Source organism: Paraburkholderia sp. DHOC27 (genome assembly GCF_003429005.1).
Classification (GTDB): domain Bacteria; phylum Pseudomonadota; class Gammaproteobacteria; order Burkholderiales; family Burkholderiaceae; genus Paraburkholderia.
Map to the genome: position 1 here is coordinate 509,184 of NZ_QVQV01000003.1, position 24,076 is coordinate 533,259.

General features: G+C 61.6%; 19 protein-coding genes and 1 tRNA gene. 7 read left to right on the forward strand and 13 right to left on the reverse strand.

Annotated features, from left to right (window positions below; all coding sequences use genetic code 11):
• Window positions 1–30: 30 nt before the first annotated feature.
• The 8 genes from esaR to def all read right to left on the reverse strand — a co-directional run bounded on the left by esaR (window position 31) and on the right by def (window position 8,624).
• On the reverse strand, window positions 31–720 hold the full coding sequence (gene esaR, locus D0B32_RS14325) for a response regulator transcription factor EsaR (RefSeq protein WP_117334617.1): 690 nt from the start codon (window positions 718–720) through the stop codon (window positions 31–33).
• Window positions 721–3,138 (reverse strand): PAS domain-containing sensor histidine kinase, encoded by a 2,418-nt coding sequence (locus tag D0B32_RS14330; protein WP_117334618.1) that lies wholly within the window; start codon window positions 3,136–3,138, stop codon window positions 721–723.
• Entirely contained in the window at window positions 3,128–3,718 is a 591-nt protein-coding gene (locus D0B32_RS14335; RefSeq protein ID WP_117334619.1) for a DUF4390 domain-containing protein, read from the reverse strand. Before D0B32_RS14335 ends, D0B32_RS14330 begins: the two co-directional genes overlap by 11 nt.
• On the reverse strand, window positions 3,715–5,148 hold the full coding sequence (rsmB, locus tag D0B32_RS14340; RefSeq protein ID WP_117334620.1) for a 16S rRNA (cytosine(967)-C(5))-methyltransferase RsmB: 1,434 nt from the start codon (window positions 5,146–5,148) through the stop codon (window positions 3,715–3,717). The genes D0B32_RS14335 and rsmB overlap by 4 nt, the downstream gene beginning before the upstream one ends.
• 220 nt (window positions 5,149–5,368) lie before the next feature.
• Window positions 5,369–6,226 (reverse strand): zinc metalloprotease HtpX, encoded by an 858-nt coding sequence (htpX, locus tag D0B32_RS14345; protein WP_117334621.1) that lies wholly within the window; start codon window positions 6,224–6,226, stop codon window positions 5,369–5,371.
• Between the two features lie 135 nt (window positions 6,227–6,361).
• Window positions 6,362–7,003 (reverse strand): LysE family translocator, encoded by a 642-nt coding sequence (locus D0B32_RS14350; RefSeq protein ID WP_117334622.1) that lies wholly within the window; start codon window positions 7,001–7,003, stop codon window positions 6,362–6,364.
• Window positions 7,004–7,105: 102 nt separating this feature from the next.
• Window positions 7,106–8,089 carry a methionyl-tRNA formyltransferase gene (gene fmt, locus D0B32_RS14355; RefSeq protein ID WP_117334623.1) on the reverse strand — a complete coding sequence of 328 codons (984 nt, stop codon included), beginning with the start codon at window positions 8,087–8,089 and terminating at the stop codon, window positions 7,106–7,108.
• Between the two features lie 31 nt (window positions 8,090–8,120).
• Window positions 8,121–8,624 carry a peptide deformylase gene (gene def / locus D0B32_RS14360; RefSeq protein ID WP_117334624.1) on the reverse strand — a complete coding sequence of 168 codons (504 nt, stop codon included), beginning with the start codon at window positions 8,622–8,624 and terminating at the stop codon, window positions 8,121–8,123.
• A gap of 246 nt (window positions 8,625–8,870) precedes the next feature.
• On the opposite strand from def, the gene dprA reads away from it, so the two are divergent.
• From dprA to D0B32_RS14375, 3 genes are all read left to right on the forward strand, one after another.
• Window positions 8,871–10,121 carry a DNA-processing protein DprA gene (gene dprA / locus D0B32_RS14365; RefSeq protein WP_117334868.1) on the forward strand — a complete coding sequence of 417 codons (1,251 nt, stop codon included), beginning with the start codon at window positions 8,871–8,873 and terminating at the stop codon, window positions 10,119–10,121.
• Between the two features lie 78 nt (window positions 10,122–10,199).
• Window positions 10,200–10,577 carry a thioredoxin family protein gene (locus D0B32_RS14370; RefSeq protein WP_117334625.1) on the forward strand — a complete coding sequence of 126 codons (378 nt, stop codon included), beginning with the start codon at window positions 10,200–10,202 and terminating at the stop codon, window positions 10,575–10,577.
• 229 nt (window positions 10,578–10,806) lie between these two features.
• Window positions 10,807–13,485: a DNA topoisomerase III gene (locus D0B32_RS14375; protein WP_117334626.1), complete on the forward strand. Its 2,679-nt coding sequence runs from the start codon at window positions 10,807–10,809 to the stop codon at window positions 13,483–13,485.
• Window positions 13,486–13,823: 338 nt separating this feature from the next.
• Here D0B32_RS14375 and D0B32_RS14380 read toward each other — a convergent pair whose 3' ends face one another.
• Together D0B32_RS14380 and D0B32_RS14385 are read right to left on the reverse strand one after the other, a co-directional pair.
• Window positions 13,824–14,909: a LysR family transcriptional regulator gene (locus D0B32_RS14380; protein ID WP_117334627.1), complete on the reverse strand. Its 1,086-nt coding sequence runs from the start codon at window positions 14,907–14,909 to the stop codon at window positions 13,824–13,826.
• Window positions 14,910–15,262: 353 nt separating this feature from the next.
• Window positions 15,263–17,119, reverse strand: coding sequence for a phosphoenolpyruvate carboxykinase (GTP) (locus D0B32_RS14385; RefSeq protein ID WP_117334628.1), 1,857 nt, complete (start codon window positions 17,117–17,119; stop codon window positions 15,263–15,265).
• Window positions 17,120–17,524: 405 nt separating this feature from the next.
• Between D0B32_RS14385 and D0B32_RS14390 the strand changes: the two genes are divergently transcribed.
• Complete coding sequence (locus tag D0B32_RS14390) at window positions 17,525–18,538, forward strand: D-2-hydroxyacid dehydrogenase family protein (RefSeq protein WP_117334869.1); 1,014 nt, start codon at window positions 17,525–17,527, stop codon at window positions 18,536–18,538.
• A 115-nt stretch (window positions 18,539–18,653) separates the two neighbouring features.
• Here the strand turns inward: D0B32_RS14390 and D0B32_RS14395 are convergent, their stop codons facing one another.
• Complete coding sequence (locus tag D0B32_RS14395) at window positions 18,654–19,520, reverse strand: patatin-like phospholipase family protein (RefSeq protein WP_117334629.1); 867 nt, start codon at window positions 19,518–19,520, stop codon at window positions 18,654–18,656.
• A gap of 99 nt (window positions 19,521–19,619) precedes the next feature.
• Window positions 19,620–20,024, reverse strand: coding sequence for a PaaI family thioesterase (locus D0B32_RS14400; protein ID WP_117334630.1), 405 nt, complete (start codon window positions 20,022–20,024; stop codon window positions 19,620–19,622).
• 234 nt (window positions 20,025–20,258) lie between these two features.
• On the opposite strand from D0B32_RS14400, the gene D0B32_RS14405 reads away from it, so the two are divergent.
• The 3 genes from D0B32_RS14405 (at window position 20,259) to D0B32_RS14415 (ending at window position 22,502) form a co-directional block, all read left to right on the forward strand.
• Window positions 20,259–20,334, forward strand: a tRNA-Lys gene (locus tag D0B32_RS14405).
• A gap of 316 nt (window positions 20,335–20,650) precedes the next feature.
• Window positions 20,651–21,001: a hypothetical protein gene (locus D0B32_RS14410; protein ID WP_147329525.1), complete on the forward strand. Its 351-nt coding sequence runs from the start codon at window positions 20,651–20,653 to the stop codon at window positions 20,999–21,001.
• Between the two features lie 133 nt (window positions 21,002–21,134).
• On the forward strand, window positions 21,135–22,502 hold the full coding sequence (locus tag D0B32_RS14415; protein ID WP_117334632.1) for a hypothetical protein: 1,368 nt from the start codon (window positions 21,135–21,137) through the stop codon (window positions 22,500–22,502).
• Between the two features lie 152 nt (window positions 22,503–22,654).
• Here D0B32_RS14415 and D0B32_RS14420 read toward each other — a convergent pair whose 3' ends face one another.
• Window positions 22,655–23,593 carry a hypothetical protein gene (locus D0B32_RS14420; protein ID WP_117334633.1) on the reverse strand — a complete coding sequence of 313 codons (939 nt, stop codon included), beginning with the start codon at window positions 23,591–23,593 and terminating at the stop codon, window positions 22,655–22,657.
• Between the last annotated feature and the right edge of the window lie 483 nt (window positions 23,594–24,076).

Genomic DNA, 24,076 nt, shown 5'->3' on the forward strand with positions numbered 1-24,076 from the left:
CCGACCATTCGCGCCCACATCTGGGCAATTTTACTCGCCCTTGTTCTTGCCCAGATCGACACCGAGCTGCTTGAGCTTGCGATACAAATGCGTGCGTTCAAGCCCGGTCTTTTCGGCTACGCGCGTCATGCTGCCATTCTCGCGCGCGAGGTGATATTCGAAGTACGCGCGCTCGAACGCGTCGCGTGCGTCGCGCAGCGGGATGTCGAATGAAATCGAGGCCGTTTGCGCGGCGCCTGCGCCGCTGCCAAGTCCATCACCGGAGAGCATCGGCAGTGCGGCCGCCGAGGCCACCGCCGACGGGCTGCTGGGCACCGCGGGCTTGCTCGCCGCGCCCGGCGCAGCAGGTGCCGGATTACCGCGTGCAAGACCCTGCTCGACCGCCTTCAGCAACTTTTGCAGCGCGATCGGTTTCTCGAGGAAGTTGAGCGCGCCGATCTTGGTGGCTTCGACCGCCGTGTCGATGGTTGCGTGGCCCGACATCATGATCACCGGCATCGTCAGTTGACCTTGCGCGGCCCATTCTTTGAGCAACGTCACGCCATCAGTGTCGGGCATCCAGATGTCGAGCAGCACCAGGTCAGGCGCCTGGCGCAGCCGGAAGTCGCGCGCTTCCTGCGCGTTCTCCGCCGCCTCCACGACATGCCCTTCGTCGCTCAGGATCTCCGAGAGCAATTCCCGGATGCCCATTTCATCATCTACCACCAGGATGGTTGCCATTTAAGCTGCCCTTGTCTGCACTGTTGCTTTTGTCGTTCCCTGCGCCGCATTGCCATGCGCCGCCTGCGGCCCTGCTCCCGGTGCCGCAGCCACATCGTCTGCCAATTGAAGAAAGAGGATCGAAATCTGCGCACCCTCGATCACATCGCCTGCTCTCATGCGATTACGAATGTCGATACGCGCGCCGTGTTCATCGACGATCTTCTTGACCATTGCCAACCCAAGTCCTGTTCCTTTGGCCTTGGTCGTCACGTAAGGTTCGAATGCACGCGTCAGAATGCGCGCGGGGAAACCCGGTCCGTTGTCGGATACGGTCAGACGTACCGCGACGCGCGCTTTGCCTTCTGCGTCGGGGTCGCCATATTCTACTGTCCTCGTCTCCAGCAGCACACGTGGTTGCTGGGCCTCGGCTACCGCATCCTGCGCATTCTGCAGCAGGTTGTGGATGACCTGGCGCAATTGCGTTGCGTCGCCACGTATCACCGGCAACGCGGCCAGCTCGACACGAATCGCGCTCTTGCCTTCTTCGATACCGTACAGCGTCAGCACTTCGCTCACCAGTTCGTTGAGCTGCAGATTGGCGAGCACCGCTGGCGGCGTGCGCGCGTAATCGCGGAAACTGTCCACCATCTGCTTCATCGCCGCGACCTGATTGACGATCGTCGTTGCGCCGCGCTTCAGCACGTCCGCGTCGCTCGGCGCGAGCTTGTCCGCGAGTTTCATCTGTAGACGCTCGGCTGACAACTGGATCGGCGTGAGCGGATTCTTGATCTCGTGCGCAAGGCGCCGCGCTACTTCACCCCAGGCAATGGAACGCTGCGCCGAGATCACGTCGGAGATGTCGTCGAACACCACCACGTAGCCCGAGGTTTGCACGTCTTCCGCGTCGCGGTCCGTGGCGGACACGAGGCGCGCGCCACGTACCAGCAGGGTCAACGGTTCGGTTTCGCCTGGCACCTGCACCGAGAATTGCTGCTGCCAGTGGCCGCGATCATCGTGACCATCGCCGCTGGCTGCCTCGCGATCGGCGAAGGCCTTGCGCACCATCGCGCCGAAATCGCTCAACACCGTGATGCGATCAAGCGCGGAACCCAGCGCGGCCTGGAACGGTTGACGGAAGATTCGTTCCGCGCCGCGATTGGCCGTGGTCAAGCGAAACTGCCGGTCGAATACGAACACGCCCGCGGTGAGGTTGGCGAGAATACTCTCCAGATACGCCTTCGAATGTTCCAGTGCGATGCGGTTGTTTTCCACCGCCGCGCGCGCCTCGGAGAGTTGCCGCGTCATCGCATTGAACGACTGCGTCAGGAAGCCGAGTTCGTCACGCGACTTGATTTCGCGCTTGGGCGTGTAGTCGCCTTCGGTCACTTCCTTTGTGCCCTGCGCCAGCAGGAACAGCGGTCGCGCAAGCTGATTGCCCAAGGCGAGCGCGAGCATCATCGCGATGAAGGTGGCGAGAAAGAGCGCCAACGTCAGCGTGCCGATGTACATCTTGCGCAAGCCCGTGCGCCCCAATGCCTTCTCCTGATACTCGCGATACGCACGCTGCACAGCGTCTGCGTTGCGGGCCAGCGATGGCGGCACCGGTTGCGTGAGTTGCAGGAAACGGTCACCAGGTTGCAGCAACGAAGCGTTGGCGTCCGGGATGCGCTGCACGACGCGCAATCGCAGCACACCCTTGCCACCGTTGGCGTTCGGATCGCCATCCACTTCGCCTTCAATGGCGGCGAAGCCGTGGCCACGCGCCTGTTCGATCATCATGGGCGTGGGCAGGTCGTTCGGCACCAGCGTCACATAGTTGCCCGAAGCCTGCGCGACGACGTGCATGTCAGGCGCCGCGCCCGACATGCTGCCCACCGGTTCGACGATGGTCGCATCCTGCACACCGAACTGGTCGCGCAGACGCAGCAGCGTCAGCGTCGTACCCGCCGAATCGGCGCTGGCGAGTTGCTCGGCCATCAAACGGCCCTTGGTTTGCAGGTCCGACAGCGACGCGTCGAGCATGCCGCGGCCCAGATTCAGGCCGGACGTGAGCGCCGTTTCCACATTCACGTCGAACCACGATTCGATACTGCGCGAGACGAACTGATACGACACGACGTAAATGATGCCGCCTGGCACCACGCCCACCAATGCCATGAAGAAGGCAAGCTTTGCCAGCAGCCGCGTGCCGAACTTCCCTTTGCGCAACCGGTAAATGATGATCAGGACGAGCGCCGTCACCACCAGCAGGAAGATCAGCGCGACCGCGACATTGGCCGCGTACAGCCATTGGTAGTAGCGGTCGAAGAATTCGGTGTTGGCGCTGGCAGCGGCCAGCAACACCAGCAGCAGCACGGCCGTGACCGCCACCGTCGACACCAGTACGCGCACGACGATGCTGCTGATGCTGGTGGTACCGCGCACTCTATTTAGCACGTTCGGTCACCGTGAAAGTAAAACGCTTCCAGTCGGAAGAGAGATTCCAGTCGCGGTTGTTGACGGCGTCGATCTGGAATGGCTTGGGCATCAGTGCGATGTCGAGTTGCATGCGCACGGACGCGGTATAGGTTTCTCCGTTCTGCACTTGATTGCGGTCAATCACATGCCATGACGTCACGTGCTGGATCACCGCCAGTGCGTCTTTCAGCGTGCTGAAGCCGAGTTGCAAACCGCCGGTCGACACACGGTATTCGCGCGTGAGCGGCTGAAACGACAGCCGGATGCTTTGCGACACGCTCACTGGCTGTTCGTCGAACCAGTACCAGCGCGGCCGGCTGAGTTCGAAGTCGGTCGTGAAGTAAAGCGGAATGCCTTTGTTGACGGCGTCTTCGAGATTGCTGTTCAACTCGAAGTCGAATCGCGCGTCGAGCTGCCAGCCGTTACCATCCGATTGCAGCGAGGCGCGCTGCACCGCGATCGAATCCGCACGCGCCGCATCTGGCGCGACCAGCCAAAAGGCCAGCGCTATCCAGAGCACGGCGGCGAGCCGAAGCGGAAAGAAGCGTTTGATGGTCACCGTTTCTGAAAGCGCGCGTAGAAAAATCCGTCGTGATCTGGGTTCGAGCCGGTTTCCGGCCCGGTATGGGAACCGTCCGGAGCGTCGGCAGGCGCGCGGGCCGCTGTGGGCAGCAGTTGCCCCGGCGCGTCCAATCGTACCGCATCCTGGTAGTTGTCTCCAAACCACTGCGCCTGCAGTTCGCCCTCGTCAGGAAAGATCGAACAGGTGACGTACAGCAACTCGCCGCCCGGTTTCACGAGCGGCCACAGCGCCGCCAGAATGCGCCGCTGCTCGGTCACCAGCGCGGGAATATCCGATGCACGCCGTAACCAGCGAATGTCCGGATGACGCCGGACGATGCCCGACGCCGAACACGGCACGTCGGCAAGAATGCGGTCGAAGGGGCGGTCGATGTCGTCGTGCCACTTGGCCGGCGCACCCGCATCGCCGATACGGACCTCGGCCGACAAACCCAGCCGTTGCAGGTTCTCGCCAATGCGCCGTGCACGGGTCGCATCGCTTTCGAGCGCAATCAGTTCGAGATTGGCAAGTTCGAGCAAATGCCCGGTCTTGCCGCCAGGCGCGGCACAGGCGTCCAGCACACGCATGCCGTCGCGCGCGCCCAGCCATTGCGCGGCCAGTTGCGCGCCCGCATCCTGAACCGACACGACGCCGTCGCTGAAGCCCGGAATGCGATCGACCGGCATGGCTGTTTCAAGGCGCACGCCATCCTCACCGGCGCGAGCGGCTTCGATATGGTGATCGCGCAAGACTTGCAGATAGGCGTCGACGGTCGAGCGGCGTGCGTTCACCCGCAGCGTGAGCGGGCCCTGCACATTGCCGGCGGCAAGCACGTCCTGCCATTGATCGGGCCATGCGCGACGCACGCTGTCGATCCACCAGGCCGGATAGTTCCAGTGCGCGACTTCGTCGGCTTGCGATTCGCTCAACAGCGCCTCGCGTTCGCGCAGGAAATTGCGCAGTACCGCGTTGACGAGTCCCTTCGCGAAGGCAAATTCACGCCGCGCGGCGATGGCATTGACCGCCTGGTCGACCACGGTGAAGGGCGGGTAGGCCGCGACGTCTTCGTCATCGGCGAGCAGGGTGAGCGCGCAGGCGAGCAGATTGCCGACGTGCGGCGGCGGGGCTTTACGAACCAGCTTTGCGATCAGCCAGTCGGCGGTCGCGAGACGCCGCATGGTGCGGTAGGAGATGTCCTGTACCGCACCGCGTGCCGCCGCTGCGTTGCCCTCGGGCGCAGACACGAAAACCGACTGCAACGCTGCCGGGAGCGCCGAACCGAGCCGCACGGAACCGACCGCCTGGGCCGCGCAGTCAAGCGCGAAACCGAGCGATTCAGGCGCGAGATGCAGCGTCGACAGACGCGATTCACGCTGACGCGGCGCGGGCGATGGCGAAACAGAACGCGTGGAAGGCTTTGATGTCATGGGAAGGCAGCAGCAGGCCGCGCGGAGCGCGCAACGCAAACAACACATTGTAGCGTGGGCCGCCGGGCGGCCTATGTGGAGGGGCTACAGGTGAGTGGCTTGCCGCCGGGGCTGGCGTGAGATGTCGGAAGACAGCGCGCTTGCGGCGCGGCGGCCGCTTCGGTCTGCGCGGCTTTGGCCGCCAGGCTCCGGCGGCATTCGGCGCCCAGCCTCGTGCGCGTTACTCGAAACGCCCAGTACGCGCCATTTCCGTCAGTCGCGAGATACGCTCCTCGGTGGACGGGTGGGTGGAAAAGAGGCTTGCCATGCCGCCGCCGGACAGCGGATTCATGATCATCATCTGTGCCGTGGACGGATGCGCCTCAGCCGTGGGAAACGGAATACCGCTCGCGTAACGGTGAATCTTGTCGAGCGCCGAGGCAAGCGCTTGCGGGTCGCCGGAGATTTGCGCGCCGCCGCGGTCTGCCTCGAATTCGCGCGCACGTGAAATCGCCATCTGGATCAACGCACCGGCAATCGGTGCGAGCATCGCCACCGCAATTGCCGCGATCGGATTCGAGCGTCGGCCGTCCTCATCACGCCCGCCAAAGAACATCGCGAAGTTCGCCAGAGCGGAGATCGCCCCGGCCATCGTGGCGGAGATGGTCGAGATCAGGATGTCGCGGTGCTTCACGTGCGCGAGTTCGTGCGCCATCACTCCGCGCATCTCACGCTCGGAAAGCACGCGCAGAATGCCGGTCGTGGCCGCCACCGCCGCATGCTCAGGGTTACGGCCCGTCGCGAACGCATTCGGGGCGTCTTCATTGATGAGATAGACGCGCGGCATGGGCAGCCCAGCGCGCGTGGCGAGGTCGCGCACCATGCGGTAGAACTGCGGCGCGCTGGTTTCGTCGACTTCCTGCGCGTTGTACATGCGCAGGACCATCTTGTCCGAGAACCAGTACGAGAAGAAATTCATGCCGAGGGCGATGACGAGCGCGATCATCATGCCGCGCGACCCACCAATCACCCCGCCGATCACGATGAACAGGGCCGTGATGGCGGCCATCAACATCGCGGTTTTGACCCAGTTGAACATGCTGATTGCTCCTTGCCCCGCTGACGGGTTCATATCCAGTGCCGCTACCTGCACGCGTGTGCAGCCGCTTGCAGCCAGTTTGCGGCGGTCGACTGTAAACGTTTTGTTAGATATGGGTGCGCAGAGAAAATTCAATCATCGCGATGCTGTGGCGAGCTTGATACCGAGTCCGACAAACGCGCTGCCGACTCCGCGATCCAGCCAGCGCTTCACAGCCGGTTTGCCCGAGAAGCGCTGCGTGACGCTGCCCGCAATCCACGCCACAAAGCCGTTCCAGACCGTGCTCATCAACACGAACACCACGCCGAGCGACAGGAATGCCAGTGCCTTGTGATCGCTGCCGGTGGTCACGAACTGCGGAAAGAAGGACACGAAAAACAGCACGACTTTCGGGTTCAGCACGTTAGTCCAGAAGCCCTGCAAAAACAGTTGCCGTAGCGATTTGGGGGCACCGGCCGAACGCGCGGGGCTCGCCGCCTCATTTTCGGCCGGTCGCGTGAAAATCAGACGCACGCCGAGATAGATCAGATAAAGGGCGCCGACGAATTTGATCACGGTGAACGCCGTGGCCGAGGCCGCAAGCAGCGCAGTCAAGCCGAACGCGCAAGCGAGCGAATGCACGCAGCAGCCCGCGGAGATGCCCAGCGCCGACATCAGCCCCGCGCCGCGCCCCTGTGCAACGCTGCGCCCAACGATGTACGCCGTGTCTGGTCCAGGCGTCACGTTCAGCAGAAAAACGGCGACGACGAAAAAACCAAAATGGGTGATGCCAAACATGAAGACCTCAGAGCCGCACAAGTTGCAAAGCCAATTCTAACGCGCCGCAGGCACGCGAAGGGAGTCGGCCAAACGGCCAATGGTGAGGACGCCGAGCGCCTGTTAGTCTGCTTCCGGCAACTGGAACTGCTGCCCGGCAGCCAGCGTCGCGCCGGCGAGAAATTCGCGTACCGGCAGGCGCTTGCCACCCGGCTTCTGCAACTGCGTGAGGATCAGCGCGCCTTCACCGCACGCCACCACGACGCCTTCCGGCGAAACCTCGACGATCGTGCCCGGCGCAGCGTTGCCACGTGTCTCACCCGGCACAGCGCCCCAGATCTTGATGGCCGTGCCATCGAGTGTCGCCACGCCGCCGGGGAACGGGTCGAACGCGCGCACCTGGCGCGCCAGCACGGCAGCGGGGCGGCGCCAGTCGAGTGCGGCTTCGTGCTTGCCGATCTTGTCCGCGTAGGTGAAGCCTTCCGCTGGCTGCGGCGTCAACGCGAGCTTGCCGCTGCGCTCCAGTTCCGCCAGCGCGTCTACGATCAGATGCGCGCCGGCGTGCGCGAGCCGGTCGTGCAGCGTTGCCGTCGTGTCCGTGTCGTGAATGGGTGTGCGCGCTTCGGAGATCATCGCGCCGGTATCCAGACCCACGTCCATCTGCATCAGCGTGATGCCAGTTTCCGTGTCGCCGGCCTCGATCGCGCGGTGGATCGGCGCGGCGCCGCGCCAGCGCGGCAACAACGAAGCGTGAATGTTGATGCAGCCGTGCGGCGGAATATCGAGCACTTCCTGCGGCAGCAACAGCCCATAAGCGGCCACCACCATCACGTCGTGCGGAGTGGCGCGTAGCTGGTCTAGCGCCGCGGCGGCCTCTGTGGGGTACTTACCCGTGCGCCGCAATGACGGCGGCTGGGCGACGCTGAGCCCGTGCTCCTCGGCATATCGTTTCACCGGGCTCGCCTGCAACTTCATGCCCCGTCCAGCAGGACGGTCAGGCTGAGTCAACACGAGCGGTACGGGAAACCCGGCCTCGTGGATGGCGGCAAGCGCCGCCGCCGCAAACTCCGGCGTACCGGCAAACACAACGCGCAGCGAATGGCTCATGAACGGGGGCAGTAGGCGAAATGGTCGGGCATTACATTGCGTGAGCGAGTTTCTTCATCTTGCTCTTGATGCGGGTCTGCTTGAGCGACGACAGATATTCCACGAACACGCGGCCCATCAGATGATCCATTTCGTGCTGAATGCACACCGCGAGCAGGCCTTCGCAATCCAGTTCGAAGGTCTCACCCTTTTCGTTGAGCGCGCGCACGCGAACGCGCTCGGCGCGCTCCACGTTGTCGTAGACGCCCGGCACCGATAGACAGCCTTCCTCGTTGATCTTCTTTTCGTCACTCGACCAGATGATCTCCGGGTTGATGAACGCGTGCAGTTCGTCGTGCGTGTCCGACACGTCGATCACGATGACGCGCTCGTGCACGTCCACCTGAGTCGCCGCAAGCCCCACGCCAGGAGCCGCATACATGGTCTCGGCCATATCCGCGACCAGCTTGCGGATGCGGTCGTTGACCTGTTCGACCGGCTTGGCAATCTTGTGCAGCCGTTTGTCCGGGTAATTGAGAATGTTCAGTAAAGCCATGATTTTGAGAGTGATTTGAGCGCCGCTCAGGGGCGCAAGGTCGCGCCGTTAGCCATCTGGCCAGCTTGTGGGACCGTCGCGATACGCAGAGGATAGGTGGTGTCGAACCGGTTCGATTCAACACGCCACCGGTGCGCAAACGACGAGCCCGCGCGGGTGGGCGCGGCGCTTTTCATTATTTCGGATGATGAAAATTTTAGCATGGCGCCCGCCTGCCCGCTGGCCATGCAGAAGGACGGACACGCAATGCACACGCTTCCCACGACTGAACACGAACTCGCCGCCTGGCTGCGGCTCTCCACGGCACCCGGACTGCGCCCCGGCGCGCTGCGCGCGTTGCTCAACGCTTTCGGGCTGCCGCACGCCATCCTCGAGCAGCCGTTTGCGCTGCTCGCCGCGGCAACCGACGAAGCCTCCGCTCGCGCCGCGCTGACCGTACCGGGCGCCGATTTCGCACCCTATCTCGACGCCGTGCTGGCCTGGCGAGAGCTGGAAGGCAACCATATCGTCACGCTGGACGACCCGGTTTATCCGCCCGCCTTGCTGACCATGCCCGACCCGCCGGCACTGCTATATGTAAAGGGCCGGCTGGACCTGCTGCATGCCAAGGGTGTCGCCGTCGTGGGCAGCCGCAGCGCGACGCCGCAAGGTGTGGAGGACGCCGAGCGCTTCTCGCGGGCGTTATCGCGGGCTGGGCTGGTGGTGGTGTCCGGGCTCGCCTTGGGTATCGACGGCGCCGCGCATCGCGGCGCGTTAAGCGAGCGCGGCAGCACGATCGCAGTGATCGGCACCGGGGCGGATCTCGTGTACCCCGCCGCGCACCAGCCGCTTGCCCGGCAGATCGCGGCGGCGGGAGCGATCATCTCGGAGTGGCCGCTTGGCACGCCCGCGCGCGCCGCCAACTTTCCCCAACGCAACCGCCTGATCGCCGGCCTCGTGGGCGGCGTGCTGGTGGTCGAGGCGGCGATGCGCTCCGGTTCGTTGATTACCGCCCGGCTCGCCAATGAAATGGGGCGCGACGTATTTGCACTGCCCGGTTCGATCCACGCGCCGCTTTCGCGAGGCTGCCACCGCATGCTCAAGCAGGGCGCCAAGCTGGTTGAGACACCGGACGAAATTCTCGAGGAACTGGGTTTTGCCGCACCGCCCAAGGGAGCCGGCACCGCTGCGATGCTGTGGAACGGTATTCCGCCGGCGCCTTTCTCCGTGCATGGCGAGGCTACGCCTGCTGGTGCGTCCGGCGCGTCGCTGGGCACTTCAGCCGCTTTAGCCCAGCCGAAGGCTGCAACCGCAGCCACACAGAGCGAATCTGCGCTCGGCCCAGACGCAGAGGCGTTGCTGGCCGCGCTCGGCCATGCCCCGGCGACGCTTGAAATTCTTGCCGCCCGCACCGACATGGGCGACTCGACCTTACAAAGCACGCTATTGCAGCTGGAACTGGCCGGCCATCTCACCGTTTTACCGGGCGGACGCTTTGCCCGGGCAAGCCACGCGTGAGCGCAATCGACCACGACGGAATCCGCGCCATGCTACATTCGCGCCAAAGCACCTGAATAAGTACGCAAGGAATCTGTCATGCCCGCGCTGAATCTCGACACCGACCAAGACCGGATCGCCGAGCGCGTCAACGACCGCGAGACGCTGTTCGTTGCGTGCCTGTGCGCGCAATGGTGCGGAACGTGTCGTGACTACCAGGCGGCGTTCGACCGGTTGGCCGACAAGCACCCGGATATCTGTTTCGCATGGATCGACATTGAAACCCACGCGGATCGTTTCGACGACCTGGACGTAGAAAATTTTCCTACGATTCTCATTGAGGACAGTGTGACCACCCGCTTTTTCGGGACCGTGCTGCCGCAAATGGCAATCGTCGACCGGATGCTGGCCGATCTCACCACCTTGCCGGGCGTGACCGGCGCACCCAAGCTGCGGCCGGCTCTCGCGGTCGCCTGAAACACGCAGTATTTGACCGCCCGGCTCGCGGGACGGGCGTTGCAAGCATGCTGCAACGCGGCTGCCGTCCCTTGCCCGACGTGCAGGCACGCAATTATGATGGGCCGCTTTCTAATCGCATGCGACACGCCCTTTCAGCCGCGTGTGCTATAAAGCGGTCGTTAATGGGTCGCAAACCTGGGGCGTCAACCCGAGGCCCACACCCGGATCCACCAACTCATATCCAGTCATGTCCAAAGCACTGATCATCGCCGAAAAGCCTTCCGTCGCGAACGACATCGCGCGGGCTTTGGGCGGTTTTACCAAGCATGACGAATACTATGAAAGCGACGATTACGTCCTTTCGTCGGCGGTCGGCCACCTGCTGGAAATCGCCGCGCCGGAAGAATACGAGGTCAAGCGCGGCAAGTGGAGTTTCGCCAATCTCCCCGTCATCCCCCCGCATTTCGACCTCAATCCGATCGCAAAAAGCGAGTCGCGGCTGAAGGTGCTGAACAAGCTGCTCAAGCGCAAGGACGTCGACCGTCTGATCAACGCATGTGACGCGGGGCGCGAGGGCGAGCTGATTTTCCGCCTGATCGCGCAGCACGCCAAAGCGAAACAGCCGGTGCAACGGCTGTGGCTGCAGTCCATGACGCCCGCCGCGATCCGCGACGGCTTTGCCCGTCTGCGGAGCGACGAGGAAATGCAACCGCTCGCCGACGCTGCACGCTGCCGCTCGGAAGCCGACTGGCTGGTCGGCATCAACGGCACGCGCGCCATGACGGCCTTCAACAGCAAGGGTGGCGGCTTCTTTCTGACCACCGTTGGGCGCGTGCAAACGCCAACCCTTTCGATCGTCGTGGAGCGCGAAGAGAAGATTCGCCGTTTCGTGCCGCGCGACTACTGGGAAGTGAAGGCGGAGTTCGTCTGCGCAGCGGGCTTCTACGAAGGCCGCTGGTTCGACCCGAAGTTCAAGCGTGACGAGTTCGATCCGGAAAAGCGCGACTCGCGCTTGTGGGCACTGCCCGCCGCCGAAACGATCGTGGCGGCTTGCCGTGGCCAGATCGGCACGGTTACGGAAGAATCGAAGCCCACCACGCAGCTCTCGCCGGCGCTGTTCGATCTGACGAGCTTGCAGCGTGAGGCCAACGGCCGCTTCGGCTTCTCGGCGAAGAACACGCTGGGCCTCGCCCAGGCGCTGTACGAGAAACACAAAGTCCTGACCTATCCCCGTACCGACGCGCGCGCGCTGCCGGAAGACTATATGGATACGGTCAAGGAAACCTTGGGCATGCTCAAGGAGAGCAACAACTATCTGCCGTTCGCCAAGCAGGTGCTCGACAAGGGCTGGGTGAAACCGAACAAGCGCATCTTCGACAACTCGAAGATCAGCGACCACTTCGCCATTATCCCCACGCTGCAAGCGCCGAAGAATCTGTCGGAGCCGGAACAGAAGCTCTACGATCTCGTCGTGAAGCGCTTCCTGTCGGTGTTCTTCCCGGCGGCCGAATACCGGGTGACCACGCGGATCACGGAAGTGGTCGGTCATCACTTCAAGACCGAAGGCAAGGTGCTGGTCGAGCCGGGCTGGCTGCAGATCTACGGCCGCGAGATCAGTGGCGAAGATGCCAACCTCGTGCCGGTGCAGAAGGACGAGAAGGTCAAGACCGACAAGATCGCTGCGCAGCAACTGGTCACCAAGCCGCCTGCACGCTACAACGAAGCGACCTTGCTGTCCGCAATGGAAGGCGCGGGCAAGCTGGTTGAAGACGACGAACTGCGCGAAGCGATGGCGGCCAAGGGTCTCGGCACGCCGGCCACGCGCGCGGCAATTATCGAAGGTCTGCTTGGTGAGAAGTATTTGATCCGCGAGGGCCGCGATCTGATCCCGACCGCCAAGGCGTTCCAGCTCATGACGCTGTTGCGCGGCCTCGGCGTCAAGGAACTGACTGCGCCTGAACTGACCGGCGAGTGGGAGTACAAGCTCTCGCAGATGGAGCGCGGCAACCTCCCGCGTGATGCGTTCATGCAGGAAATTGCCCGCATGACGCAGACCATCGTCAAGCGCGCGAAGGAATACGACTCGGACACCATCCCCGGCGACTATGCAACGCTGGAAACGCCGTGTCCGAATTGCGGTGGTCAGGTGAAGGAAAACTACCGTCGCTTCGCATGTTCGAAGTGCGAGTTCTCCATCTCGAAGATTCCGGGTGGACGGCAGTTCGAGATCGAGGAAGTCGAAGAACTGCTGAAGAACAAGACCATTGGTCCGCTGTCGGGCTTCCGCAGCAAGATGGGGCGACCGTTCTCGGCGATCCTGAAGCTGTCTCTGGACGACGAGATCAAGAACTACAAGCTCGAGTTCGATTTCGGCCAGGATTCGGGCGGCGAGGACGGCGAGGCGCCAGATTTCTCCGAACAACAACCGGTGGGCGCATGTCCGAAGTGCAAGGCTCGGGTGTACGAGCACGGCATGAGTTACGTGTGCGAAAACTCGGTGGCCAACCCGAAGACCTGCGACTTCCGTTCAGGCAAGGTGATCCTGCAGCAGGAGATCACGCGTGAACAGATGGCCAAGCTGCTGGAAGAGGGCCGCACGGACCTGCTGACGAACTTCAAGTCGTCGCGCACGGGTCGTAACTTCAAGGCGTTCCTCGTCAAGCAGAGCGACGGCAAGATCGGTTTCGAGTTCGAGAAGAAGGAGCCGTCGGCCAAAACCGCCGCAAAGACGGCAGCCAAGACAGCGGCTGCCGCCAAAACTGCGGCAACTGCCGGTGCTGGCGCCGATTCGGACGACGAAGAGGTAACGACCGAGAAGGCCGCGCCGGCTCGCAAGGTTGCCGCGAAGAAAGCTCCGGCAACCAAGACGGCTGCGGCCAAGAAAGCGCCTGCGAAGAAGACGGCAGCGCGCAAGACGGGTTCGTAGTTTTACGGGGGGGCGAAAGCCTCAGGGGCGGCTGCCGCGGTTAATGCGGCAGTTATCTCTGGCGGCAGATAACTCTGCCAGCCACTTTAAACGCAGCACGGCCCAGACGAAAAAAGGCGCGACCACATTGATGTGCTCGCGCCTTTTGTTTTTCGTCTCAATCTCACCATTGCCGCAGCTTCAGCGAACCGCTGCACTCGCTTCGCGGCCTGTTCACGCACCGTTAAAAAGGCGCGACCACCTCAAATGGCCGCGCCTTTCGTTTCCATCTCAAGCTTGCCGTCACGGCTAACGCTAGCGATCCGCTGCATTCACCGAGTCGCGCAGCCCGCCATCAATCAGATCGGTGTCAACGCAGCGGGCCGGCCACGCGATGCGGGTTTCGCAGGCAGCTTGGGCGCAATTTCGCTATCCAATAATCGCGACAGGGGCTCGGCGCCATCGAAAGCTTCCGGCGGCATGATGGCCGACGACGGCGCATTTGCCGGACGGCCTTCGCCATCCTTGATCCATTGCTCGCCGAGCAGGCTGTTCGGGGTCTGGCTGAAATGCTCGACCAGGTGGTCGATGAACGTCCGGACCTTGGCCGGCAAGTGACGCCGGCTCGGGTACGCGATGTTGATCTCGACCTGCGGCAAGCGATAGTCGCCCAGCAGACGCACCAGCTTGCCGCGCGTCATGTCACGCCCAATCAGATAGCTCGGCAAAATGGCGATGCCCATGCCCAGCAGCGCAAACTGCCGCAGCATCTCGGTATTGTTGGCGACGATCACATTGGTGGGACGCACGCGAACTTCGCCGTCCGGGCCCGTGAACACACGCTCGTCGCCCCAATATTCCGCGGGCAGCGACAGGCAAGGATGCTCCAGCAGATGCTCGGGACGCGTAGGCATGCCCTGCCGTTCCAGGTAGGCCGGCGTCGCGCACACGGTCATGCAGCCGGTGGTCAGACGCCGCGTGACGATGCTCGCGCTGCGCATCTGCCGCGCAATCACCACGCCAACGTCGAAACCTTCTTCGACCAGATCCACCTGGCGGTCAACCAGCGTGACGTCGGGAATCACTTTGGGATAGCGCTCGGCGTAGGTCTGCAGGACCGGCGCGAGGTTGTGCAGACCGAACACCACCGGCGCCACGATGCGCAGACTGCCAACGGGCTCATGGTTGCGCGCCACCACCATCTGCTCGACGTCTTCGAGCTCATCGAGGATCTGGCGGGCACGTTCCAGATAGACCTGGCCGGATTCGGTGAGCGACAGGCTCCGGGTGGTACGGTTGAGCAGACGGGTGCCGAGACGGCCTTCGAGATCGGCAACGTGACGTGTGGCCACTGCGTTGGAAATATCCATCGCGCTGGCCGCGCGGGCGAAACTGCCGAGATCCGCCACCTTGACGAAAACTCGCATCGACTGCAAATGATCCATAAGACAACTCCTGCCTGTTACAGCTTCCCGACAAAACAGTTTTAGCCAGCGAAGCGAACTTGGAATTCTCCTACGACTCGCGAATCCGTGCAGAAGTTGCCCAAATACGTGGAATTTCGTTAGTTTTCTCATCAACGTGCCGCATAGTAGGCCCTAGCGCGTGCGATTGTTCCTATCTCGGAAACAATATGCTGCATTGCACCCTGCACTATCTTTGCTGCTCGAACAGCGACGCGTGCAACTTTTGCACGAATGCAATCGCGGAAAACCCTTCCACAAAACGCATAAATGAGAAGACCGCCCGAAGGCGGTCTGCTGAAGCTCAAAAAATCTCGAAGTGAACACTCACAAAGTCAGGTGCCAAGTCGTCCCTCGAAGGCTGCCCTTGTTTCGGACAACGCCGGCGGCAAATTCTGACGCAGCGTGTCGAATAGCTCCGCATGTAGCTTGAGTTCGGTGCGCCAGGCTGCATCGTCGACGGAAATGACCTGGTCGAATTGCGCCTCGCTAAACTCGAGACCGCGCCAATCGATGTCCTTGTAGTGCGGCGAGACTCCGAAGGCGTGCTCCTCGCCCTGAGCGCCGCCTTCGATCCGCCCCACCATCCAGCCCAGCACCCGCATGTTTTCGCCGAAACCCGGCCACACAAACTTGCCGTCCGCGCGCTTGCGGAACCAGTTCACGCAAAAGATTTTGGGCAGCGTGGCGCCGAGTTGCGCCAGCCGCTCGCCGGTCTTGAGCCAGTGACCGAAGTAATCGCTCATGTTGTAGCCGCAAAACGGCAGCATCGCGAACGGATCACGCCGCACCACGCCCTGCTGACCCGCAGCAGCGGCCGTCGTCTCGGAGCCCATCGTGGCGGCCATGTAGACGCCTTCAACCCAGTTGCGCGCCTCGGTGACGAGCGGCACCGTAGTGGAGCGACGGCCGCCAAAAATGAAGGCGTCAATGGGCACGCCGGCCGGGTTTTCCCAGTCCGCGTCAATGGATGGACACTGCGCAGCCGGCGCCGTGAAGCGCGCGTTGGGGTGCGCCGCCTTGCGTCCGGTCTCTTTCGCGATGGCGGGCGTCCAGTCCTTGCCCTGCCAGTCGATGAGATGCGCGGGCGGCTCGTCAGTCATGCCTTCCCACCAGACGTCGCCATCATCGGTCAGCGCAACATTCGTGAAGATGACGTTCCGCTTCAACGTGGCCATGGCGTTGAAGTTGGTTTTCTCGCTCGTGCCCGGCGCCACGCCGAAGTAGCCCGCTTCGGGATTGATCGCACGCAGGCGGCCGTCCGGCCCCGGTTTGATCCACGCAATATCGTCGCCGATGGTCGAGATGGTCCAGCCGTCGAATCCTTCCGGCGGAATCAGCATGGCAAAGTTGGTCTTGCCGCAGGCCGATGGAAAAGCCGCCGCGACGTGATGCTTGCGCCCTTCCGGCGAGGTGACACCGAGAATCAGCATGTGCTCGGCGAGCCAGCCCTCGTCGCGGCCCATCGTGGAGGCGATGCGCAAGGCGAAGCATTTTTTGCCCAGCAAAGCGTTACCGCCGTAACCCGAGCCGTAGCTCCAGATTTCGCGCTGCTCGGGAAAATGGACGATGTACTTGGTGTCGTTGCAGGGCCACGGCACATCCTGCTCACCCGCGGCGAGCGGCGCGCCCACCGAGTGCACGCACGGCACGAAATCGCCATCGGCGCCCAGCACGTCGTACACCTTGCGCCCCATGCGCGTCATGATGCGCATGTTCGTTACCACGTAGGGGCTGTCGCTCAGTTCGACGCCGATATGCGCGATCGGCGAGCCGAGCGGCCCCATCGAGAATGGCACGACATACAGGGTGCGGCCACGCATGGCGCCGTCGAACAGGCCGTCGAGCGTGGCGCGCATTTCGGACGGCTCGATCCAGTTGTTCGTGGGACCCGCGTCTTCGCGGCGTTGCGAGCAGATGAAGGTGCGATCCTCGACGCGCGCGACGTCCGATGGATCCGACCAGGCAAGATAGGAATTGGGCCGTTTGGCCGGATTGAGTTTCCTCAGGGTGCCGGCCTCGACCATCTCGGCGCAAAGCCGGTCGTATTCCTCTTCGGAGCCGTCGCACCAGACGATCTGATCGGGCTTGGTGAGGGCCGCGACGCGCCCCACCCAGTCAATCAGCTTTTTGTGTTTGACCCACGGCGGGGCCTGAATGGCAGAGAGTCCTGCAAAAGCGGGATGATTCATCGAGCTGTCTCCGTTTCGTTCGTAAGCAAAAAGAAAAACGGTTCGAGCCCAGCCACGCTGCTTGCTTGCGAGAGGCGTCAATCCAGCTGCGCCAGCCTGCGGGCGCGCGATTGTGCAGGTCGTGATGGGCCATCAGCCTGTTGCCATGCCGTCCGCTCACCGCGCGGCCGAATGCTCTTTGCAACGCGCTCTGCAACCGTCTGTAAAGCGGCTTGCGTCGACACGCAACAAACTGTTAAAAACGATGTCAATCTTTGCCCTTGCGTCTGATGCCGTCTGTGCGGCGCTGTTTCACGATAAGGCATCCATCCAAGCCAGCGTGTGGGTTACATCACATGTTGGGACACTCCACTCATTACTCCGTTCCGCACCCAGATGGTGCGCCCGCAAAAAAACACCCAGACTATGAAGATTGCCATCCTCGACGATTACCAGGACGCCGTCCGCAAGCTCGACTGCTTTCAGTTGCTCGCTGATCACGACGTCAAGGTGTTCAACAACACCGTCCGTGGCCTCGGGCAATTGGCAAGCCGGCTGTCGGAAGTCGACGCGCTGGTATTGATCCGCGAACGTACCCGCATCAACTCGCAACTTCTGGATAAACTCCCGCATCTGCGCATGATCAGTCAGACCGGCAAGGTGTCGAGCCATATCGACCTGCCAGCCTGTACGGAGCGCGGCATTGCCGTGCTGGAAGGCAGCGGCTCGCCCATCGCGCCGGCAGAGCTGACCTGGGCTCTCATCATGGCTGCGCAGCGGCGCATTCCACAATACGTAGCAAACCTTAAGCAAGGAGCCTGGCAGCAGTCAGGGCTGAAGACGTCGGCGCTGCCGCCTAACTTTGGCTTGGGCCAGGTGCTGCGCGGTCAGACGCTCGGTATCTGGGGTTACGGCAAGATTGGGCGGATCGTCGCGGGTTACGGCAAGGCGTTTGGCATGAACGTGCTGGTCTGGGGACGCGGCAGCACCCTCGAATCCGCGCGCGCGGATGGCTACGGCGTGGCCGAGAGTCGCGAGGCGCTGTTCGAGCAGAGCGACATCCTGTCGTTGCATCTGCGCCTGCACGACGACACGCGTGGCATCGTCAAGCAGGAGGACCTGTTGCGGATGAAGCCGACTTCGCTGCTCGTGAACACGAGCCGTGCCGAGTTGCTGGAAGAAAACGCGCTGGTGAATGCGCTCGCGCGCAACCGGCCGGGGATGGTGGCCGTGGACGTCTACGAAAGCGAGCCGATCCTGCAGGGTTACAGCCTGCTGCGGATGGAGAACGTGATCTGCACGCCGCACATTGGTTATGTGGAACGGGAAAGCTACGAGCAGTACTTCACCGCGGCGTTCCAGAACATTCTGGCTTTCGATCAGGGAGACACGTCGAGTGTGGCGAATCCCGAAGCGTTGCAAGGCGGGCGGCGACGCTGAGTGTGAGGCTGGCGGCTACGGTCCCGTAGGGCTCGCGCCGCCAGGTTACGCCGGGGGCGCGTTTCGAGCCGCCGGGCATCTGACATTTGCTATCAGACACCTGCGGGTCAGCGCGTCAGCCGTGTGCTGTCGCGCTGACCAACTGCGGCATGTGCTGAAGGAAACTCTCACCGTCCGTACGGCCGAGGTTGTACGCGTGTTCCATCTGTCCAGGGCTCGTGTAGTCCCAGCTCGAGATGGGCACCTTGCGCGACGGTTGCACATAGAGGCGCTGCTGCGCGCCGTGCGGCACCACGAACATCTGCGGACGCGGATAGAGCCGCGTCACCATCACCAGCACATTGCCGGGCGTTTCATCGAGAGCGCCGACCGGCACGTTGTCGACCATTCCACCATCGAGCACCGGCCGGCCATTGCGCCGCATCACTGGCGTGAAGGGTGGCGTGCACGATGACTGCAGGATCAGGTCAGCGAGATCCTCGACGGTGGCGCAGTCTTGCGCACGCACGAACTCCGGGTGAAAGCCGAGTGTCTGCCCCAGCGTGGGATGCAGCGTTTTGCGAACATACTTCTCGATGTTGTACGCAATCAGCCCTGCAGCGACGGCACTGCGCGCACCGAGCCAGCGTGGCAGATGCGACACGCCAATGCGGATTTCGGGTGCTTTCGCCAGCGTGGCGAAACGCTCGCCGTAGATGTCGAGCAGCGCCTTGCGATAGATGCGGTAGTGCGGAAACACCGACTCGCCCTTGAGCAGGTTGCCCCAGTAGGCATTCCGCGTGTTGTGGCGCAATGCCTCCTGGTAGTAGCGCATGACCCAGTCGGAATCGCGCGTGTAGAGCATGCACGCGGTGGCCGCGCCCGCGGAAATACCCGCGATCACGCGCGGACGGATATCCAACTCCGGTTGCACGACATCCCAGAATCCCGCTTGCCACCAGCAGCGATTGCCGCCGCCCGCGAATACAACCTGATCGAACATCGTTCGTTGTTCCTTTTTCCCTGCCATGCGATACGCCGCGCCGCGTGCCGCTCGCGATGAGCGGGGACGCTTTTTTTTGCTGCGACGACGCTGCTGAAGTTACGAAAGCAAAGCGTAGGTGGTCGTGGCGTGGACGGCCATCTTGCCGTCCTCGTCGAACAGTTCGACCTCGCCGAAAACCAGATTGCGGCCCATCCGCAACACGCGGGCGGTGATGAGCACATCGCCCTTGCGAACCGCGCGCATGAAGTTGATGTTGAGCGACACCGTGGTCATGGGCCGGAAGCCGTCGAGGGCCGCCGAGATGGCGACGATCATCGCCGTGTCGGCGGCGGCCATGAACACCTGCCCGGAGATCGCACCGCCCGAATGACGCCACTCTCCCGAGAAGGGCAGCCGCATGGTGGCGCTCTCCTCGTCGACCTTGACGGGTGTCAGCGCAAGGGTGCGCACCCACGGCGCGAGCACGCGGTCCAGCAACTCACTTATCGCCTTGTTGTCCATGTCGTGCCCCGGTGTGTCCCGACTGTGTTCCGTCTGTGTCCCCGTATAAATCACGCGCCATCCTTCACGCGACGTGAGTTGCGACATGATACCGGGCCGCCGCCCTTTGCGCGTTTTTGCGATCCAGGCGCCTAAGGACCGGGGCTAACGGCGGCCGTCACAAATTTTTTTAAGAAATCTGCTAAAGGGGACTAGGCAACTCAAAAAAACTCCTGCATAATTCGCAGTCTGTTGGGGGCGTTAGCTCAGTTGGTAGAGCAGCGGACTCTTAATCCGTAGGTCGAGTGTTCGAGTCACTCACGCCCCACCAAAGAAAATCAGTGAAAAGCCCAGTCCTTGTGACTGGGCTTTTTGCTTTCTAGATTCCGTGTAGGCATTTTGAGGCCGCCTCAATCCATGTCGATCCATCCGCCAGTCGGGATCGTGGGCGCTCAAATTACGTCGCACGCGTTGCTCGCCAGCGCCGCAAAGTCAGGCGTCTGACACCGCTCCACGCGACGTAACACAATCTCACCTTAGCGACGCAATCGGGCGCCTGTGACGAGCTGCCTCGCGTGCTCAAAGTTTGGCAGGCAGCGCCCGGCATATTACTTGACGAGCTGCCGTTGAGTTACGACTCCACTACGATGACGACGATCAAGCAAATCGACGTCCTTTGGCTCCCGAAGCGCTCCATAGTACGCGCGTTCGAAGTCGAACATACGACCTCTGTCTACTCCGGACTGTTGCGGATGGCAGACCTCGTCGCACTGCAGCCGAACATCCATATCAGACTTCACATCGTCGCGCCGGCCGAAAAGCGAGAAAAGGTGCTTCAAGAGATCCGTCGCCCCGTGTTTTCGCTGCTCGAAGGACGAGCGCTAAGCGAGATGTGTACATACCTCTCGTACGATAACGCGAAGGATATCGGCGAGCTTAGACACCTTGCGCGCATGTCTGACGAAGTCATTGAAGATTACGAGGAAGCCGCCGAATAACGCGTTGGATTCTGGCAAACGCGACGATATTATTTACACTGTCTGACTGTCGCCGTTTCACCCTTGATCTCTGTTAACGCTGACTGCACGATGCTTTCGTACATTCACGAGCGAAGACCACGCGAACTCCTGTATGGACTTTTCCGCTTTGCGAGATTTCTTGCGCCCGCTCATCGGCAACATGAAAGATAGCTGCACTCACGGCGAGTTACCGGCATTCTGTGCAGCCTACGGTATGCCGGTTCCTGACGACGAAGGCTCGAAGCGTGACCGGCTGTATGCAAGTTTCGACGCTATGGCGGACGCCGATATCGCAAGGACAGCAGCGCTCCTGATTGAGCGAGGCAAGGTGAGCCTTACAGTCCGAAACCGCCTGCAGGACCTTCTATGGATGGACGATCCCTGCCCCGTGATCCCGTTGCGCTTTCGCCGGGAACTCGCCGGCTCGCTTCAGCAAGTTTCTCTTTATGGCGATGCAAGGCGGTTCAACGACCTCTTAAAGACTCTCTGGATTATTGAACACGACCCGTGGGCGGATCTTGTCGGCCGGCAAGATAACAGCCTTGCCGCCGAGATAGATAGGCATGTGTTCCGAAATCCCGGCGACTGGACGGTTGACTATCTGTTTGATCAAGTGGGCGCCTATGATGCTTCAGACCAGCGGTTTGTCAGATTCATCGAAGGAATGGCAACCGGAGACGTCCAACCCGACGTTACCGACCAGCGGGAATTTGTCGAAAGCGCGAATCGAGTGTTGACGCGCTGCGGCGCGCACCTGAGAGAGACTGGCGTCAAAAACGGTTATCCGGAATATTCTCTGGTGTCGTTATACAGCGCCTCGGGCAACCGGCCCAAGAACATCATCTTCGCATCGTCAAGCAAACCCGATCTGCGCTTTCGCGATGCGATCAACAACGACATCGAGATCGTCACAGACGCGGACAAGGTACTAGTTTATGACCGGCCAATCAGCAATGAAGGCGTTCGCTGGCAGGACCTGCAAGCGTGGTGGAGTGAGTTGCAAGGAATCGAAAATGATGATCAGGCTAAAGCTTCCCTATACAAAAGGCTGAGAAGCTGTCTTCCGAATAACTCACCACCGCAACGTCTATTGTTCGCTTCATTTTTCAAGGCGTTCGGTCAAGCAGTACCTGGCCTTCCCGCGCTGCTTCCCGAAGTGTGGTTGCACTGGGACCCAAAAACAGTGCGCGAGCGGGGCGCGGATGCGCTGCTGCGCTTTCGCATGGATTTCCTGCTTCTACTCCCACACGGCATCCGCGTCGTTATCGAGGTCGATGGCATGCACCACTATGGCAACCCCGATACCCGCAAGGCAGATGCCCACCGGTATGCGCAAATGGCAGCAGGAGATCGGGATCTAAAGCTGGCGGGATACGAGGTCTATCGGTACGGTGCTTCCGAGTTGCTTGCCGATAATGCTCAAGCCAATGTCGTCGCGTTTTTTCACAAGCTCTTTCGCCGATACAACCTGACATTGTAAAGAGCCAGCGTAGCTTATCCGCTGAGGGTCCACTTCGTCAGCGTTAACCTTACGGATGCTCCCGGCCTTAGAGCCGTCAAACGCCGGTTGGCAATGACGATTGATGCGAATGTTGGTTGTCAACGTATTCACCCTATTACCGGTCTTTGGGCTCAGCGGCTTGTCGGTACACTTGCAATCTGTGCTTTCAGCGACAGCGTAAGATTGAGCTTGTATGTTGTCATTTCTGAAAATCGGAACTTCCCGGGCTCTTTCGACGGCCAGCGCTTGCCCGCCTTCGCGCCCCACATGCCAAGCACGACCACCTCCGAGTCCTTTTTGATGTCGTCAAACCAATCCGGGTCCTCAGCCCATACGCTCGCCTCGACGCTGATCCCGTGCGAGGTATCGTCAGCGTCCTCGATGTATTTCGGGATGAGCAGATTGACTACATTCGTCGACCTGCCGTCAATGACGAGGCTCCGCTTCGACTTGACCACGCCGTGAAGCGCTACAGGGTGTTTGACGGTCTGAAGCGACAACGCTCGATACGCCTCCATATAGCGTTGCGTTTCATAGTAGAACGATGCCCAAGGCACAACAGTATTTCCTTCAAAGACCAGCTCGAGGTGTTGCGCAATGTTGTCGTCGTCGCAAGCCGCACGCAGCAAAAGGACCTTCTTCGCCGAGTTGACATACGCCGGTAGGCTACCCGATGTGCGTTGGTATTCCGTCCCGCCATCTTTGCGAAGACTCTTTGTATTTGGGCTCGAAGCTCGCTCCTGCATTGCCTTGAGCGCGTCGGCGACCATCATCAGTCGCAGGCGATACTTACCGTCGTGCAAGGCTTCGATCAGTCCCTCGGAAGGTGCGACGAGCTTCTTGATGTAAGCCTCGACTGCGTGCGGGCAACCGTCCGCGTGGTCACCGTCTTTCAATAACCTGAAATAGGCAGTCACCTTGATACTCTTGCCGTGCCGCTCGCAGGTATAGGCGCTCTGGTGCGTCACCGCGGTCGGGCAATGTGGGCACCGCAATGGCTCGACGCCCTTTCCCTTCGAATAGTGTTCGGCCGCCCATTCTTCGCCTCGCGCGTCAAGCGCAGTAGTCATTTTGATTCCCACCGCATCTCCTTGTCGATCCAACAGAATGTTCAATGTGTCGACGCATCGCCCAGCATGCAGCCAGGCTCCCGTAGCTCGTCTTAGAACGATGTGACGATGCCAAGTTCAAAAGGTACGGACTGCCAGCTTCCTGCAGAAGCGAGCCTATGTGAGACACGTGGAAATCTAGGCAACAAAATTATCGAAGAATACGAAGAGGTAAGACTCGCGGCAACTACCCTTCTACGCGATTTGGTCATCTTCGCTTGCCCCACGCACTACTTTGCTCAACGCCCCTTCGTCAGTGTCTGCACTTCGGGCGTCGGCTTCATTCGAACCGCCCGCCCGTCTCCTTTGGTGAAATAGCCAACGATGTAGCCAGCCCAGTCCTCGTGACTGGCCTTTTGCTTTCAACGATTGCACTACGTGCATGACGTGCACGCATTTCGTTAGCTGTGAGCTGTCTTTCGATCCAGCCCCCGCCAAGAAAGC

What these genes read in the sequence shown, in the direction of transcription:
- rsmB (WP_117334620.1), bottom strand. Translation starts at nt 5,148, where the DNA reads ATGACATCAAAGCCTTCCACGCGTTCTGTTTCGCCATCGCCCGCGCCG.
- htpX (WP_117334621.1), bottom strand. Translation starts at nt 6,226, where the DNA reads ATGTTCAACTGGGTCAAAACCGCGATGTTGATGGCCGCCATCACGGCC.
- D0B32_RS14350 (WP_117334622.1), bottom strand. Translation starts at nt 7,003, where the DNA reads ATGTTTGGCATCACCCATTTTGGTTTTTTCGTCGTCGCCGTTTTTCTG.
- dprA (WP_117334868.1), top strand. Translation starts at nt 8,871, where the DNA reads ATGCACACGCTTCCCACGACTGAACACGAACTCGCCGCCTGGCTGCGG.
- def (WP_117334624.1), bottom strand. Translation starts at nt 8,624, where the DNA reads ATGGCTTTACTGAACATTCTCAATTACCCGGACAAACGGCTGCACAAG.
- D0B32_RS14400 (WP_117334630.1), bottom strand. Translation starts at nt 20,024, where the DNA reads ATGGACAACAAGGCGATAAGTGAGTTGCTGGACCGCGTGCTCGCGCCG.
- D0B32_RS14420 (WP_117334633.1), bottom strand. Translation starts at nt 23,593, where the DNA reads ATGACTACTGCGCTTGACGCGCGAGGCGAAGAATGGGCGGCCGAACAC.
- D0B32_RS14370 (WP_117334625.1), top strand. Translation starts at nt 10,200, where the DNA reads ATGCCCGCGCTGAATCTCGACACCGACCAAGACCGGATCGCCGAGCGC.
- D0B32_RS14390 (WP_117334869.1), top strand. Translation starts at nt 17,525, where the DNA reads ATGAAGATTGCCATCCTCGACGATTACCAGGACGCCGTCCGCAAGCTC.
- D0B32_RS14385 (WP_117334628.1), bottom strand. Translation starts at nt 17,119, where the DNA reads ATGAATCATCCCGCTTTTGCAGGACTCTCTGCCATTCAGGCCCCGCCG.
- D0B32_RS14380 (WP_117334627.1), bottom strand. Translation starts at nt 14,909, where the DNA reads ATGGATCATTTGCAGTCGATGCGAGTTTTCGTCAAGGTGGCGGATCTC.
- D0B32_RS14375 (WP_117334626.1), top strand. Translation starts at nt 10,807, where the DNA reads ATGTCCAAAGCACTGATCATCGCCGAAAAGCCTTCCGTCGCGAACGAC.
- D0B32_RS14415 (WP_117334632.1), top strand. Translation starts at nt 21,135, where the DNA reads ATGGACTTTTCCGCTTTGCGAGATTTCTTGCGCCCGCTCATCGGCAAC.
- D0B32_RS14410 (WP_147329525.1), top strand. Translation starts at nt 20,651, where the DNA reads ATGACGACGATCAAGCAAATCGACGTCCTTTGGCTCCCGAAGCGCTCC.
- esaR (WP_117334617.1), bottom strand. Translation starts at nt 720, where the DNA reads ATGGCAACCATCCTGGTGGTAGATGATGAAATGGGCATCCGGGAATTG.
- D0B32_RS14395 (WP_117334629.1), bottom strand. Translation starts at nt 19,520, where the DNA reads ATGTTCGATCAGGTTGTATTCGCGGGCGGCGGCAATCGCTGCTGGTGG.
- fmt (WP_117334623.1), bottom strand. Translation starts at nt 8,089, where the DNA reads ATGAGCCATTCGCTGCGCGTTGTGTTTGCCGGTACGCCGGAGTTTGCG.